General features: G+C 67.7%; 12 protein-coding genes and 1 pseudogene. 7 read left to right on the top strand and 6 right to left on the bottom strand.

The genetic code is table 11. The features are described 5' to 3' along the window. The coding region (locus tag KJ554_07680) for a glycosyltransferase (GenBank protein ID MBU0742208.1) at nt 1-1,090 on the bottom strand (1,090 nt) is incomplete at its 3' end. Then, on the bottom strand, nt 1,087-1,941 hold the full coding sequence (locus KJ554_07675) for an NAD-dependent deacylase (protein MBU0742207.1): 855 nt from the start codon (nt 1,939-1,941) through the stop codon (nt 1,087-1,089). The genes KJ554_07675 and KJ554_07680, both read right to left, overlap by 4 nt. Here KJ554_07675 and KJ554_07670 point away from each other — a divergent pair. The 4 genes from KJ554_07670 to KJ554_07655 all read left to right on the top strand — a co-directional run bounded on the left by KJ554_07670 (nt 1,919) and on the right by KJ554_07655 (nt 6,926). Next, entirely contained in the window at nt 1,919-2,869 is a 951-nt protein-coding gene (locus KJ554_07670) for a basic secretory family protein (GenBank protein ID MBU0742206.1), read from the top strand. The genes KJ554_07675 and KJ554_07670 overlap by 23 nt on opposite strands. 446 nt (nt 2,870-3,315) lie before the next feature. Beyond that, a complete protein-coding gene (locus KJ554_07665; GenBank protein ID MBU0742205.1) occupies nt 3,316-3,951 on the top strand; it encodes a T9SS type A sorting domain-containing protein in 636 nt (211 codons plus the stop codon). 162 nt (nt 3,952-4,113) lie between these two features. Continuing rightward, a complete protein-coding gene (locus KJ554_07660; protein ID MBU0742204.1) occupies nt 4,114-6,309 on the top strand; it encodes a GreA/GreB family elongation factor in 2,196 nt (731 codons plus the stop codon). A 14-nt stretch (nt 6,310-6,323) separates the two neighbouring features. Beyond that, on the top strand, nt 6,324-6,926 hold the full coding sequence (locus tag KJ554_07655; protein ID MBU0742203.1) for a glutathione peroxidase: 603 nt from the start codon (nt 6,324-6,326) through the stop codon (nt 6,924-6,926). Here KJ554_07655 and KJ554_07650 read toward each other — a convergent pair. From KJ554_07650 to KJ554_07635, 4 genes and pseudogenes are all read right to left on the bottom strand, one after another. Continuing rightward, on the bottom strand, nt 6,923-7,690 hold the full coding sequence (locus KJ554_07650; GenBank protein ID MBU0742202.1) for an SDR family NAD(P)-dependent oxidoreductase: 768 nt from the start codon (nt 7,688-7,690) through the stop codon (nt 6,923-6,925). The two genes, KJ554_07655 and KJ554_07650, sit on opposite strands and share 4 nt — an antisense overlap. 20 nt (nt 7,691-7,710) lie before the next feature. Next, complete coding sequence (locus KJ554_07645) at nt 7,711-9,006, bottom strand: NCS2 family permease (protein ID MBU0742201.1); 1,296 nt, start codon at nt 9,004-9,006, stop codon at nt 7,711-7,713. A gap of 124 nt (nt 9,007-9,130) precedes the next feature. After that, nucleotides 9,131-9,751: a hypothetical protein gene (locus KJ554_07640; protein ID MBU0742200.1), complete on the bottom strand. Its 621-nt coding sequence runs from the start codon at nt 9,749-9,751 to the stop codon at nt 9,131-9,133. A 158-nt stretch (nt 9,752-9,909) separates the two neighbouring features. Next, nucleotides 9,910-11,940: pseudogene (locus KJ554_07635) on the bottom strand (S9 family peptidase). 218 nt (nt 11,941-12,158) lie between these two features. Between KJ554_07635 and KJ554_07630 the strand changes: the two are divergent. The 3 genes from KJ554_07630 to KJ554_07620 are packed head-to-tail and all read left to right on the top strand — an operon-like array spanning nt 12,159 to nt 15,131. Beyond that, nucleotides 12,159-13,406 carry an ABC transporter substrate-binding protein gene (locus KJ554_07630; protein ID MBU0742199.1) on the top strand — a complete coding sequence of 416 codons (1,248 nt, stop codon included), beginning with the start codon at nt 12,159-12,161 and terminating at the stop codon, nt 13,404-13,406. Nucleotide 13,407: 1 nt separating this feature from the next. After that, nucleotides 13,408-14,163, top strand: coding sequence for a hypothetical protein (locus tag KJ554_07625; protein ID MBU0742198.1), 756 nt, complete (start codon nt 13,408-13,410; stop codon nt 14,161-14,163). Continuing rightward, nucleotides 14,160-15,131: an ATP-binding cassette domain-containing protein gene (locus KJ554_07620; protein ID MBU0742197.1), complete on the top strand. Its 972-nt coding sequence runs from the start codon at nt 14,160-14,162 to the stop codon at nt 15,129-15,131. Before KJ554_07625 ends, KJ554_07620 begins: the two co-directional genes overlap by 4 nt. The last annotated feature ends 183 nt before the right edge of the window (nt 15,132-15,314 follow it).

The raw sequence follows: 15,314 nt of genomic DNA, 5'->3' as shown, positions 1-15,314 counted from the left end.
CGAGGCATTCGGGTATGCCCCCGATATCGGCGCCCACGACGGGCACGCCGGTCGCCAGCGCTTCGAGCAGGGACAGGGGGCCGTTCTCGTACCATTCCGAGGGCAGCACGGCGAATCGCGCACGCTGGATCTCCGCGCGCAGCGCGGACGGGGTCAACGGCCCCAAAAAGCTGATCCGCTCCAGCGAGAGCTCGTCCGCGAGCGCGCGCAGCCGCGCGTCGAGAGGTCCGGAGCCGGCCAGGCGCAGCTGCGGCGGCGCCGTCTCGGCGCTTTCGCGCGCGCGTCTTTCCCAGAGGGCATGGGCCCGCAGGAGCGTGACCAGGCCCTTCTCGCGCGAGATGCGGCCGGCGTAGAGGTAGGCGTCGTCCGGTTCCGCGGTCGAGGGCCGCCAGGTCTCCAGGTCCACGAAATTGGGCAGATGGAGCAGTCGCTCGGCGGGATATCCCCACTCGGCGTATTTCCGGGCGTAGAAGGCGCTGGGGCAGAGGAAGCGCGACACGGTCGTCTCGTAGAGCCTCCGCGATCTCTGGTGGGCGGTCTCCACCGCGGCGAGCAGGGATGCGGCGCGGGAGTCCTTCACGCAGCGGCCGCGCACCGCTTCCCACAGCCGGCCGCCGCGGCAGCGCTCGCAGACCCCGCCGTCGCGCAGCATGTGGATGGCGGGACAGAGCAGCCGCAGGTCGTGCAGGGTCATCACCACGGGAATCCCGTGGCGTCGCAGCACGGGCAGCAGCGAGGGACTCAGGTGGTGGTAGATGTTGTGCAGGTGCGCCACGTCGGGGCGCGCCTCCCGCAGCAGCCGCTCGAGGTTGCGCGCCGCCTCCCGGTTCCAGATCAGCGAGAGGGCCGCCGCAGCCGCCGCCGGCGAGAAGCGCGGCGTCCGGTAGTCGTGCGCCTTGACGAAGAACCGGTCCCAGGCGGAGGGACGCGCGTGCTCGTCGTGCATGGCGAAGGGAACGACCCGCCAGCCGCGCCGGGCGAGGTCCTCCTCTTCCTGGAGGATGTACCGTCCCACGCCGCCCGCCGGCCCCACGTCGTGGTAGAACTTGTTGACGAGCAGGATCGTGGGTCCGGAAGCCCCCCCGGTCATGGCAACAGTCCCAGTACCGTCTCGTCGGCGCTGCCGGGGACGAAGAGATCTACCCAGGCGCTGACGCCGCCCCGCTCCAGGTTGAACTCCACGACCTTGGCGCCCGCGTTGCTCGCCATCATCGCCATGCCCGCCGCGGGCTGGACCAGACCCGAGGTGCCGATCACCAGGAACAGGTCGCAGGAGACGGCGGCCCGGGATGATGCCCGCATGATCTCCGGGTCGATGTTCTCGCCGAACCACACCACGCCGGGTCGCATCAGGCCGCCGCAGGAGGGGCAGGCGGGAGGCAGGTCGAGAGGCACGTCCCGGTTACGCTCCGCCAGCCCGCAGGACGTACAGCGCAGGGTCCAGAGCGAGCCGTGGAACTCCAGCACCGCGGCGCTGCCCGCGCGCTGGTGCAGGCCGTCCACGTTCTGGGTGATGACGGTCACCCCGGCGGCGATCCCGTCCAGCCGCGCCAGGGCCAGGTGCGCCGCGTTGGGTTCGCAGCCGGCCACGATGCCGCGCCGCCAGTCGTACCAGCGCCACACCTTCTCCGTGTCTCGCCGGAAGGCCTGTGGCGTGGCGAGATCCTCCGGTCTCTCGTTCTCCCACAGGCTGTCGGGCCCGCCGCGAAAGGTGGGCACGCCGCTGGCCGCGGAGATGCCCGCCCCCGTGAGCGCCGCGATCCGCGTCACGCCGGAGATGGCGTCGCGGATCTCGGCGAGTGTCGGACCGGGATGGGACAAGGTCGCCGTCCTTTCGCGGTGTTGCGGTATGGGCCTCGATGCACCATCATCGTGCCGTCGGCCGCGAAGTGTCAATGGCGTTCGAGGACGGTTGCTTTTGAAAACACGGCTCGCGTTCATGCTCGCGGCGGCGCTCGTCATGACCGCGTACGGATCGGCTGGTGCCGCGAACGATGCGACACGGGCACTGGACACCCAGCCGCCCGTGCGCTTCTTCCGCGAGCCCGGGGTCAACCCCGACGTGGAACGCGACTGCCTGGCGGCGTTGCGCGAGCACGGTCCGACCCTGACCGCGCTCGTCTGGCCGTTTACGCTGCAACGTCCCCGCGTGGACATCCATCTGATGACGACGTCCGGTTTCAAGGACTCGCTCGGCGGGGTCGTCGCCGACTGGGGCGTAGGCGCCGCCGCGGGACACACCGCCTGGATCGACTGCGAGCGGTCCCGCGGCGTCGGCCGGACCGTAACCCACGTCATGCTGCACGAGATCTCCCACTGCCTCCTGCACCAGGGGATGGGCGCCGCCGCGGTGCCCGCCTGGTTCCACGAGGGCGTCGCCCAGCACGTATCCGGGGAGTGGCGATTCCGCGACACGGTTTCCCTGATGCTGGAGGGCCACGTGCCCGACCTGCAGGGACTGGAGGGACGATTTCCGGGCAACGCCCAATGGGCCGACCGTGCCTATCGCGCCAGCCTGCTGGCCGTGGACACGCTCGTGGACCGTTACGGTGAAGACGTGATCGGCAAGCTGATCCTCGCCACGCGCCTGCACGGTGATTTCCGCCGGGGTTTCGCCGACGCGACCGGCACGGATTACGAGGCGTTCACCGCCGATTTCTCCCGGTCGATGCGCATCCGGTTCGGCTGGCTCGTCACGCTCACGCGCTGGCCGACCCTTTTCGTGCTGCTGGCGCTGGGTTTCGCCCTGGGCGCGATCCTGCGCATACGACGAACGCGCCGCCGCCTGGCCGAGCTCGAGGACGAAGATCTTCCGTCGGACGACGATCATTCGCCCACGACCGCGGGCGGCCTGGACCGGGAGCATTGATTGCATGCTGCACGTATGCCTTGCTGCTCCGGTCGACCCGCTTGCGGATCGGTCGCCGGGGGTCGCCTCCCGCGCGGGCCCCTGCGATCTCCGGTCGTCTGCCCGACGTCGGGCCACGACGGGGAAGCATCGGGAACGACAAGAAAGAAACGGGATCGAGAAGAAAATGCACCATTATGACAATACGGTCATTGACAAGAGACCGTCATTGCCCATAGTTATTGCCCAAGGAGTGACACCACTTCGCGATCCGCCCCATGCGGACGACGGGCAGGAGGCCCTCGTCGTCGGATCGCAGCCGGAGCGTATCTCCAAGGTTTTGCAGGACAACACGTTGTAGAGACAGCAGGATCGGTCTACTGGCCTGGCACCGTAGTTGCATTTTGGTGCGGGCGAAGATCAACTCGAAGGCTTTGCATCGATCGAGTTCTCCTGGAGAGTTCACATTGACGACGGACCGTCTGGAACGGATTTCAGCCATACTGATTCTGGCGCTCACGGTGCTGGTTCCCGTCGCTGCTGCGGGTCAGACGGTGCCGGTCGCCTTCCACTGGAGCCCGCCCACCGACGGCGCCGCGGTCTACTATTACATGGTGTACGCCTCGCGGGACGACGAAGAGTTCCGTTTCGAAGGCGCCAGCAGCGATACGAACTTCGTGCTGCAGGCCGAACTGGGCGTCGAGTACCGCATTCGCGTCAGCGGCATCTCGACGGCCGGTCACGAAGGCGAACTGAGCCTGCCCTCGGATACGGTCTTCCTGCCGGCTCCCCAGCCCGAGGACGGCGGACCGCCCCCGACTTCCGATCTCAGGTCGAATTTCCCCAACCCCTTCAATCCGGAAACGACGATCCGCTACGGCATCCCCGAGAACCTGGCAGCGGGATCGTTCGCGCTGCTCGAGATCTTCGACGTGCGCGGCCAGCGCGTGAGGACGTTCGACGTCGATCGTAGCCCCGGCTGGCACGAGGCGGTCTGGAATGGCCGCAGCGAAAGCGGCGACCTGCAGCCTTCGGGACACTACATCCTGCGCCTGTCGGCCGGTGGCAACGTGTCCACCTGGAAAATGACCATGGTCAAGTGATCCTGGATGAGCGTTTTATTCGTCCTCGCCCTTTTCTGGCCCGCCAAACCTGCTATCTTGTCCAACGACTGATAACTTCATCAGGCAAGTCCGGTCGTCACCGTACCCGCGCTGGGGCGGCCATGGCCGTTTCATATCTTTTCGGAACGATCGAGGCCGGTCATGAACCTCATCAAGCTCAAGAAGCTCGCCAACGCACGCCAGTTCAACGATCTCGAAGGCCTGTGGCCCGACGCCCTGGACGACGAGGACGTGGAACTCGACGATCTGCTGCCGATCATCGGCCAGGTCCGGCGCCTCGGGGAGCAGGAACGGGCCGAGACCCTGCTCCAGTTGGTGCTGACCTCGGTGGAGGAGAAGTGCGGCAAGGGCGCCCGCCTGGATACCGCCGTCGCCGGCACACAGCACCTGCCCGCGTCGGCCTATCTGCGGCGCGAACTGAAACGACTCTACCGGGCGAGCCACGCGGATTACGAACATCTGTCCGGATTGCTGGACGTGCTGCTCGACGAGAGCGTTTCCCTGCCGGGTGGCGTGGATTCCGTCCGACGGTACCTGCGCCTGCGCCCGGGCGCTTTCTTCAGCGATCGCTCCCACCTCGAACCGGGCATGGTCGTCGCGGTGGACGAGAAAACCGCCGAGCTGAAGGTGTCGTTCAGCGGACGCCATGAGACCATGAACGCCGATCAGATCGCCAAGGTCATCATCCTGCCGAAGGACCATTTTCCCTCGCTGATCATCTATCGACCGGACGAGCTCCGCGCCCTTGCCGGCGATGACCCGGCGGGATTCGTCCTGATGGCCCTGGCCTCGACGCGCAACCTGTCCTGCAGCTATCGCGACCTGCGCAAGTCCGTGGTCACCCTGATGGGAGAGGGCGCCTGGGCCGGCTGGTGGAAGCGGGCGCGGCCGCTGCTGAAGAAATCGACGCGCCTGGATATCGGCAGCGGCACGCAGCCGACCTTCCGCGTGCTGAAGCAGGAGCGCAGCTACGAGGATCGCGTGCGGGAGCGGTTCGAAGGCATCACGGATCCCGAGGAATTGCTTGAATTCGTCCTCGATTACCTGGTGGGCATCCGCAAGGAGAAGGACGTGGACACGGACCTGCTCCTGGCGATGGGCAACGCCGCCGCCCGTCTGGCCGGCCGCCTGCTGGAGAAGGATCCCGTGCTGACGCTGGTCTGCCTGGCGATCCACTCCACCGTGGCCGGGCGCGGCGTGCCTGTGGCGAAGATGAACCCGCAGGCCGCCGTCTCCGTGCTGTCCAGGGTGACCGATCCGGGGCTCATGCCGACCCGTCTGAACGACCGCATGCTGCAGGCGGTTCTCGAGTTCCTGCGCAAGGCCCAGCCCGACGACTGGGTCCGTACCTGGGGGTGGATCCTGCCGCGCACGGGGCGGATGGTCTGCGACCACATGGCCCGGGAGCTGCTCGCGGCCGGCGAGACCGGCATCCTCGCCGAGGCCCTGGTCACGGTTCTCGAGCATCCCACCGCCTCGCCCGACGTGCTTTGCTGGTTGTGGCGTGCCAGGCACACGGACACGAAGACGGCCGCGACCCTGATCGCCCTGCCGGGACTCGACACCGGCCGGGTGCTCTTCGGGCTGCTCGAGTTGATGGACGCCACCGGCCGCATGACCGCCCTCTCGGACGACAAGCGTCTGCGCAAGGTCATCGATCAGGCCCAGGAGACGCTGTCCTTGCAGGATGGCGAGCCGATCCGCCGCTACATCGCGAAGATCGACAAGCCGGATGCCCACGCGCTCAAGGACCGCATCGAGGCCAGCGGCGGCCTGCGCCCCAGCACCCGGACCAGCCTGCTCACGTTCCTGCGGGGCGCCCATCCCGAGATCTTCGTCGAGGGCGCCAGGCCCTGGGAAGAGGACGTGTACTACACCACCGAATCCGGGCTCAATCGGCGCCAGGGCGAGCTGGACCATCTGGTTCAAGACGCCTTGCCGGCGGTCGCCAAGCAGATCGGGGAGGCGGCGTCCCACGGCGATCTCAGCGAGAACGCCGAGTACACGGCCGCGTTGGAGAAACGCGACCAGATCACCAGCACCGCCACGCGTATAGAATCCGAACTGGCCAAGGCCAAGATGATCGACCCTGAGATGGCGCGGACGGATTTCGTGAACATCGGCACCAGGGTTCTGGTCCGCGATCTCGTGTCGGAGCGGGAGGAGAACCTCACCTTCCTCGGCGTCTGGGATTCGGCCCCCGAGAGCGGCGTGCTCTCCTACAATGCGCCGTTGGCCCTGGCCTTCATGGGCAATCGGGTCGGGGACCAGGTGGAGTACGGTAAAGAGGGAGAACGCCGACGCTGGGAGATCGTGGCCATCGAACCGGCGATCTGACGGGAAGGCGAGGCATGAAGATCATCCTGATCACGGCGGTCATCCTGATACTGCTCGGGGCGGCGGCAGCGATCCTGGCCCTCCGCTCCGCCACCGGCGGCGGCGTGCAGGGAACCGTCGCCGTGAGCGATGACGTTTCCTCGCCGGGTTTTTGGGATCTGGAGAGTCGCGGCCTCGACGGCGATCCGGTGTCCCTGGATCGCTGGCGCGGCCACGTGGCGCTGGTCGTGAACGTGGCCAGCAATTGCGGCTTCACGCCCCAATACGCCGGCCTGATGGATCTCCAGCGGGAATACGCCCGGCGCGGCTTCACGGTCCTCGGTTTCCCCTGCAACGATTTCCTGGGACAGGAGCCGGGCTCGCCCGCGGAGATCCGCGCCTTCTGCGACGCGGAGTACGGGGTAGCCTTCCCGCTCTTCGCGAAGGTGCGGGTCAAGGGCGGCGACAAGTCCCGGATCTACCGCTTCCTGACCGCCACGGGGCTGGCGGAACCCTCCTGGAACTTCACCAAGTACCTCGTCTCCCGCACGGGGAAGGTGCTGTTCCGATTCCCTCCCGGGATGGAGCCGGACGATCCCGAGCTCCGGTCGCGCCTCGAGGACGCCCTGGATTCCTAGTCGACGGGACGCGGGTGGCTGATGGTCACCGTCTTCTGGTCCGTGGGCCAGAGGATTAGCCCCGCGATGTTAACGTGGGGCGGCCGCGTGGCGCAGAAGACGACCGCCTCGGCCACGTCCGCCGGCTGCAGGGGCGGGAAGTTGCGGTAGACGGCGTCGGCCCGTTCGGCGTCGCCGTGGAAACGCACGCGGCTGAACTCGCTCTCCACCATGCCCGGAGCGACCGGCGAGGCGCGCACCTTTGTTCCCTTGAGGTCGATGCGCAGCCCGGTGGTGATGGCGTGCACCGCGAACTTGGTGGCGCAGTAGACGGCGCCGCCGGGATAGACGTCGTGTCCGGAGACCGAACCGATGTTGATCACGTGCCCCCGGTCGCGCTCGACCATCCCCGGCACGACGGCTCGCGTCAGCCAGAGCAACCCCTTCACGTTCGTGTCGATCATCTCCTCCCAGTCGGCCGGGTCGCCCTCCTGCAAGGTATCCAGGCCGAGGCTGAGGCCGGCGTTGTTGACGAGCACGTCGATCTCCCGCCGGTCGTCCGCCAGGACGGCCGCCGCCTCGTCGATCGCCGCGCGCTCGCGCACGTCCAGGGCGAGCGTGACCGTCCCTACGCCCAGTTCCGACGCCAGGTTCTCGAGGCGGTCGCGGCGACGGGCCGCCAGGACCAGGCGCGCGCCCTGCCCGGCGAAGGCCCTCGTGCACGCGGCGCCGATGCCGGAGCTGGCGCCCGTGATCATCACCGTCTTGTCCTTCAGGCTCGTCATGTTTCTCCTCGCCGGGCGGCTCAGTAGGGATGGATCACGAAGAAGAGCACCGACACGCCGCCCAGGACCCACATGCCGGAGGGCACTTCCCTCGCCCGGCCGGTCAGCAGTTTCAGCAGGGGCCACGCCGCTAGTCCCGCGGTGAGGCCCATGCCCAGGTTCAGGGTGAAGGCCATCATGATCATGGTCAGGAACGCGGGCAGGACCTCGGTCGTGTCGTCGGTGTCCAGATCACGCAGGGGCGCCAGCATCATGGCGCCGACGAGGACCAGGGCGGGGCCGTAGGCGAAACCGGGGATCGCGCCGAAGAGCGGGGCGAGGAAGAGCATCGACAGGAACAGCAGCGCCGTCACGATCGAGGTGGCGCCGGTGCGGCCGCCGGCCTCGATCCCGGCGGCCGATTCCAGGTATGTGCCGGTGGTGGTCGTGCCGAGCAGCGCGCCCGCCATCGTGGCCACCGAATCGCAGAGCATCGGTTTTTCGATCTCCGGAAGCTGACCCCGTTCGTCGAGCATGCCGGTGCGGCGGGCCAGGCCCAGCAGGGTGCCCATGGTGTCCACGAAGTCCAGGATGAAGACGGTCAGGATCACCGGCAGGAAATCCCAGCGCAGGGCGCCCGCGATGTCCAGCTCGAACAACACCGGGGACAGGGGCGGCGGGGAGCCGACGAGCCTGTCGGGCAGAGTCGCGGCGCCCAGGGCGAAGCCGAGGGCGGCGGTGGCCAGGATGCCGATCAATAACGCCCCGGGTACCCGGAGGTGGGTCAGCCACCCCATCAGCAGGATGCCGCAGATCGCCAGCAGGGGGCCGGTGGCGGTGAGGTCGGCCACGCGCACCGGCGCGCCGGGCGTGCCCAGCTCCACCAGGCCGGCGCTGTTCATGCCGACGAAGGCCAGGAACAGGCCGATACCGGCGGCGAAGGCGATCTTCAACCCGTCCGGGACCGCGCGCGTCAGCCAGCCGCGCGCGCCGGACAGGGTCAGCAGGGTGAACAGGACACCGCCGATGAAGATCGCGCCGAGCGCCTGCTGCCACGTATACCCGAGGACGCCCACCACCGTCACGGCGACGAAGGCGTTCTCGCCCATGTAGGGTGCGATGGCGAAGGGGCGGCGGGCGTACACGCCCATCAGGAGCGTGCCGACGAAGGCGGCCAAGATGGTCGCGGTCATGGCGGGGCCGAACGGCATGCCGGCCCCGGACAGGATCATGGGATTCACGATGAACACGTAGGCCATTGTTGCGAAGGTCGTGGCGCCGGCCACGATCTCGCGGCGCAGGGAAGGCTCGGGGGTACGCGACAATTCGGCCTCCATTCGATGATCCCATGGTCCCGCGGATCATTCACCATGCCGGAAGCCGTCGCAACCGCAAAAAAAACGCACCGGCCCACGCAACGGTGGACCGGTGCCGGAGGTGTCGAGGCTCCGCGGCGAGGCGCTAGCGATACAGCGCCTTGACCTGTCCCCAGGCTACGGATTCCGTCGGTACGGAACCCATGACGTTCACCCGGAACGCCAGATCGCCGTGCGTCGGGGCGGCCGGTGTCCAGGGCCCGGCGCCGCCGTTCTCAGAGATGTAGCGCACACCGGCGGCGTAGATGTCGTCCGCCTGATGATAGGCCAGCCTGCCCTGCCTGGAGCTCGCCGTGAAGCAGACGACCATGTAGTCGCCGGGGAGAAGCACGAAGTTGTCGGCCCTGAAATCGAAGGTGATCCAGTCGCGCCCCACGTCGAAGTCGAGGGCCTTCGACAGCGAGAGGAGCGTGACGCCCGTATCCGTCTTGAACTCGCAGTACAGCAGATCCCCCGTCCCGAGGGGAGGCACGCCGTACCAGGTCAGTCCATCGAGCACGACCTCGAAGGTCACCGAGACCAGCTGGCAGGGGCATTCCAGGTAGAAGCTCTGGCCCTCGCCGGCGATGAAGCCGCCGGCGCTCATGCCCAGCCAGGCCTTGCCCTGGTCGCTCGCCACCTCGTAGAAGTTGGGGCAGTCCGCCAGGGCCGACAGGGGCGTCGCGATGATCGCGATCAGCAACAGATGCGTCTTCCAACCGTGCATGATGACACCTCCCATCCGGGATATGATCGGGAAGCTTTCGCCCTCACGAGATCTGTCGTGATCCCCCCGGATACGACGATCTACCAGGGAGACAGGCGCTCCCGCGATCTGGGGGAGGGGGTGCAAGTCCGGTGCCGCGGGCGGCGGCCGCTCGGCCGTCACTCGGTCCAGCGCTTCAACCAGCCCATGACCTCGTCGTGCCACTGGATCGAGTTGCGGGGCTTGAGCACCCAGTGGTTCTCGTCGGGGTAGTAGAGCAGGCGGGCCGGCACGCCGAGACGGCGCAGGGCGGTGAACGTGCCCAGACCCTGAGAATCCACGACGCGATAGTCCAGGGCGCCGTGCACGACCAGGGTCGGCACGTGCCAGTTCCGGACGAAGTCGGCCGGGTTGTGCTTGCCGTAGCCGGAGTCCTTTCCCCAGGGAGGGCCGCCGTGCTCCCACTCGGGGAACCACAGCTCCTCGGTGTCGTAGTAGGCCATCCGCTCGTCCAGGTTGCCGTCGTGGCTCACGAAGGCCTTGAACTTGTCGGCGAAGGGTTGTCCGTGGAGCCAGTTGATCATGTAGGCGCCGTAGCTGGCGCCCGAGGCCACGACGCGGCCGGCGTCCAGCCAACCGTAGCGCTCCAGGGCGGCGGCGAGCCCCTTTTCCAGGTCCTCCAGGGGACGGTCGCCCCAGTGGCCGCTGATGGCGTCGCAGAAATCCTGTCCGTAGCCGGTGGAGCCGTGGAAGTCGACGGCCACGGTGGCGAAGCCGGCGCCCACGTAGGCCTGGGGATTCCAGCGGTAGTGGAAGTCATTGCCGAAGCTGCCCTGGGGTCCGCCGTGGATCAGGAAGGTCAGGGGCCACTTGCGGCCGGCAGCCGCGGCCTCCTCGCTCCAGTCGAAGGGCTTGACCAGGTACGCGTACACCTCTTCGTCGTGCCAGCCCTTGAAGGTGAACTGCTCGGGCTCGCCCATCAGGCAGGCGGACAGCTTGTCGTCGTTGAGGGAGGTGACGCGCCGCTCGTTGCCCCTGAAGGCGTAGATCTCGTTGGGGCCGCGCAGGTGGTTCTTGGTGTAGACCAGCCCCTTGCCGGCCAGGCGCAGCGAGCCGTTGGCGCCGTCGCGGACCAGCAGCTTCGTCTTGCCGCCGGGGACGTCGATGCTGAAGATCGATCCCTGCCCGCGGTAGTCGGCGGTGACGAAGATGGTCTTGCCGTCGGCCGACCAGAGCAGGCCGCGGGGGCTCAGGTCCAGGCCGTCGTGGACCAGGTCCAGGTACCGCGCGCCGCCGTCCGGCCAGTCCCGCAGGACGATGCGGAAGCGGTCGGCCTCGAAGCCCGGCCGGGCCATGGCCAGGTAGGCCAGCGTCCTGCCGTCGGGCGAGAATAGGGGAGCCGTGTCCCAGGCCGCGTTGGCGTCGGTCAGGCAGCGGCGCCGGCTCTGCCCGGACGTGTCCACGGCGTAGAGGTCGTAGTCGGTGCTCCAGGCCGCCTCGCTGCCGTCCTCGATCTTGGCCGTGAAGACAAGCGTCCTGCCGTCGGCGGAGAAGGCGAATTCCTCGCTGCCTCCCCAGGGACGGGTCGGCGTGTCGGCGTCCAGGCTGGGCGTGAGGTCGACCGGGTCCGCGTCCGGATCCGACGGCGACCACACGAACACGTGGCTGCGCTTGCCGTCCTCCCAGGTGTCCCAGTGCCGGAACATGAGCTCGTCGTAGATCATGCCCGTGGCGGGATCGGCGGCCCGGTCCTCGTCCCGGGCGACGGTCTCGGCGATCGTCAGGTTCGGGTAGACGTCCAGGGTGAAGGCCAGCGACCGCAGCTGGGGCACGACCTCCAGGTTGCCCACGTCCAGGGGCAGGTCGGTGACCTGGGTGGCCTCGCCGCCGCGGGGATCGATTAGCCAGACCTGGGGCGAGCCGCTGCGGGTCGAGAGGAAGTAGAGGGTGCCGTCGAGGCACCAGCGGGGGTTCCAGTCGCCCTACGGGTCCGTCGTGAGGCGGTGGATGCCGGCGCCGTCCGTGTCCACCAGCCAGAGATCGGTGCGGCCGCGGTTGGCCTCCAGGTCCGTGCTGCGCACGGTGAAGGCTATGGTGCCCCCGTCGGGGGAGACCTGGGGATCGCCGATCCGATCCATGGCCAGCATGTCGTGGACCGAGAAGGGATGCGGGGCGGCGTCCGCGACGGGCAGGCAGCAGGTCAGGACCATCAGGATCGGCAGCAGGCTTCGCATGGGATGTCCTCCGAGCACGGAAAGGCGAAGAAAAGGCCGTTTCGAGCGAATATAGGCCATGCCTGGCGATTGAGCGAGGGGCAATCGCAATTCCCGCTTGCGGAATCGCCCCGTCAGGATGATATTGCTCATGACATATCTACACCACAAGGTAAAGAATTGCGCAGCATCCGGATCAGGACGGAGAAAGCCTCATGGACACCGTGACGATCACGCCGGACATGACCCTCTTCGAGGTCACCGAGACGTACCCCGAGACCATCCCCGCCTTCGTGGACAACGGTTTCGCGCATGTCGGGGACGAGAGCAAGCGCAGTTCCCACGGCAAGCTGGTCACGCTGGGCCAGGCCACTCGGATGAAGGGCAAGGACTTCGAGGCTTTCCGGTCCCTGCTCGTCGCGGTCGTCGAAGGCAGCCGCCGCAGCGAGGACATAACCCTGCAGATGGCCGACGACGACCGGATGTTCCCCCGCGAAGGCGACATCAAGGTGGCCGGACTGCTGCCCTGCCCGGTGCGCATCCCGTTGCTGGAAGCCTTCGAGACAGTCAAGAACGAGGTGGTCGAGCGCCACGGCGTGACCGTCGGCTACAAGTTGGCCGCCGCCAGCGTGGGCATGGACGTGGTGCAGAAGGAAATGGCCCGCATCCGCACCCGCGACGACCTGCCCCACATCTTCCTGTCGGCCGGTTTCGAGTCCTTCTTCGACCGCCGCAACCTGGCCCGCTTCAAGGACGCCGGTGTCTTCGTCGACCGCTCGTCCGAGGCCGTCAACGCCGACTTCGCGGGCCTGGAACTGAAGGACCCGGACGGCCACTTCGCCATGATCGGCGTCGTACCGGCCGTCTTCCTGGTCGACAAGCAGCAACTGGGTGAAGGAGAGGACGTGCCGCGCTCCTGGGCCGACCTGCTCTCGCCCCGCCTTGAGAAGCGCATCGCGTTGCCGGTGGGCGACTTCGACCTGTTCAACGGCATCCTGCTGACCCTGTGGAAGCACTTCGGCGACCACGGCGTGCGCGCCCTGTCGCGCAACCTCATGAAGTCGCTCCACCCCAGCCAGGCGGCGGGCCGGTTCAAGGCCAACCGCGGCGAGGTGCCGACGGTCTCGGTGATCCCGTACTTCTTCTCGCGCATGGCCAGGATGAATCCCCAGGTGGAGGTCGTCTGGCCCGCGGACGGCGCGATCATCAGCCCCATCTTCATGCTCGAGCAGGCGAATGCGCCGGCCGGCACGCGCGAGCTGGCCGACTTCTTCCTCTCGAAGGAGGCCGGCGAGGTGCTCAGCCACCGCGGGCTGTTCCCCTCGCTGCACCCGGACGTGGTGAACGAGCTGCCCGAGCCCGCGCCCTGGCTGTGGCTGGGCTGGGATTTCGTCCGCGAGCACGACCTGGGGGAGCGCATCCCCCGCATGCTGGAGATCTTCAGGGAAGGCGCGGAGGTCTGAGATGAGATTCGTGACCGTCAGCGGCCCGCCGTCGTCGGGCAAGACCGCGGTGATCCTGAAGACCCTGACCCATCTGCGCCGGGCGGACCGCAAGATCGGCGTCGTAAAGTTCGACTGCCTGTCCACCCTCGACGACGAGGTCTACCAGGCGGCGGGCATCCCCGTGCGCAAGGGCCTCAGCGGCGCCCTGTGCCCCGACCACTACTTCGTGAGCAACGTGGAGGAATGCGTCCAGTGGGGCCTGGCCGAGGGGCTCGACGTGCTGGTGAGCGAGAGCGCCGGCCTCTGCAACCGCTGCTCGCCGTACATCCGCGACATCCTGTCGGTCTGCGTCATCGACAACCTGTCGGGCATCGACACGCCGCAGAAGATCGGCCCCATGCTGAAGTCGGCCGACATCGTGGTGATCACCAAGGGCGACATCGTCAGCCAGGCCGAGCGGGAGGTCTTCGCGACGCGCGTCCATAGGGTAAACCCCAGGGCCCGCATCATGCACGTCAACGGCATCACCGGCCAGGGCAGCTACGAGTTCTCGACCCTCTGGGAGGAGGGCGCCGAGGTGGCGACGGCCGAGGGCAAGCGCCTGCGTTTCAGCATGCCGGCGGCACTGTGCTCGTACTGCCTCGGCGAGACCCGCATCGGCTCGCGGTACCAGATGGGCAACGTGCGCAAGATCGATCTCGACGGACAGGCCGACCGTCAGCAGGCGGCGCCGCTGACGGGTCCGCAGACCGGTCCCGAGGGGGACGGGCGATGATCACCCCCGACACCCTGCGCGGCCTGAGCGTCGGCGAGCTGCTGGACCGCTGGCCCTTCGCCCAGGGCTGGCTCGCGGAGCGCGGCACGGAACTGGGCGACGATCCCGCCCTGGCGCTCGCGGCCACGCCGGCCGCCGGGCTGCTGGACGACCTCGCGGGCTTTCTGGCCGAGATGGACGCCTTCCTCGCCGGCGAGGAGGAACGGGTCGCCGAGATCGCCGTCTACGGGGGATACGACAAGGGCGGCGAGCCGGAACCGGTGTCCGAGCTGTCGGCGCGTCTGGGCGAGGTGATCTGCATCGTGGGTCCCACCGGCTCGGGCAAGAGCCGACTGCTGGCGGACATCGAGTGGGTGGCCCGCGGCGACACGCCCACCGGTCGCCGCGTGACCATCAACGGCCGCGAAGCGGGGATGAAATGGCGCACGTCCAGCGAGCACAAGCTCGTGGCCCAGCTCAGCCAGAACATGAACTTCGTCATGGACCTGTCCGTGGCGGATTTCCTGGCCCTGCATGCCGACAGCCGCCAGGCGCCCGATCCCGAGGCCAAGATCCAGCGGATCTGGAAGGACGCCAACGCGCTCGCGGGCGAACCCTTCGCCCTGGACACGCCCGTCACGAGCCTGTCCGGGGGCCAATCCCGCGCCCTGATGATCGCCGACACCGCCGTGCTGAGCCGCTCCCCGGTGGTGCTGATCGACGAGATCGAGAACGCCGGCATCGACCGCCAGAAGGCCCTCGACATCCTGATCGGCCAGGACAAGATCGTCCTGATGGCCACCCACGACCCCATCCTGGCCCTGATGGGCGATCGCCGCGTGGTGATCAACAACGGCGCCATGGTGGACGTGATCGAGCCGTCGGCCCGCGAGCGGGCCAACCTGGGCGAGCTGCGGGCGCTGGACACCCGCCTGATGGGCCTGCGGCACCGCCTGCGGATGGGTGAGAGATTGGACTCGATCGCATAGGGGTTTTCCCGACCAACCCCTAAAAAATCCACGGAGTAGTGACAAGATTGTCACTAAAACGTATCCATTCGTGATATTTTCTTGAAAAATGGTTGTATCAACCCCTCTCGATATGATACGATCAATGACGAATTGAGAGCCGGCTGTCGGGCTTGAGCAGTCAAGCAGGGCTTCCCCGCCTCC

This window comes from bacterium (assembly GCA_018814885.1).
In the GTDB taxonomy this organism is placed as follows: Bacteria; Krumholzibacteriota; Krumholzibacteriia; order LZORAL124-64-63; family LZORAL124-64-63; genus JAHIYU01.
Note: the sequence above shows the minus strand (reverse complement) of the source record. Positions and strands in the feature narration are given on the sequence as shown.

Coding starts and splice junctions, on each gene's coding strand:
- KJ554_07650 (MBU0742202.1), bottom strand. CDS start 7,690: ATGACGAGCCTGAAGGACAAGACGGTGATGATCACGGGCGCCAGCTCC.
- KJ554_07675 (MBU0742207.1), bottom strand. CDS start 1,941: ATGAACGCGAGCCGTGTTTTCAAAAGCAACCGTCCTCGAACGCCATTG.
- KJ554_07630 (MBU0742199.1), top strand. CDS start 12,159: ATGGACACCGTGACGATCACGCCGGACATGACCCTCTTCGAGGTCACC.
- KJ554_07640 (MBU0742200.1), bottom strand. CDS start 9,751: ATGCACGGTTGGAAGACGCATCTGTTGCTGATCGCGATCATCGCGACG.
- KJ554_07660 (MBU0742204.1), top strand. CDS start 4,114: ATGAACCTCATCAAGCTCAAGAAGCTCGCCAACGCACGCCAGTTCAAC.
- KJ554_07620 (MBU0742197.1), top strand. CDS start 14,160: ATGATCACCCCCGACACCCTGCGCGGCCTGAGCGTCGGCGAGCTGCTG.
- KJ554_07655 (MBU0742203.1), top strand. CDS start 6,324: ATGAAGATCATCCTGATCACGGCGGTCATCCTGATACTGCTCGGGGCG.
- KJ554_07645 (MBU0742201.1), bottom strand. CDS start 9,006: ATGGAGGCCGAATTGTCGCGTACCCCCGAGCCTTCCCTGCGCCGCGAG.
- KJ554_07625 (MBU0742198.1), top strand. CDS start 13,408: ATGAGATTCGTGACCGTCAGCGGCCCGCCGTCGTCGGGCAAGACCGCG.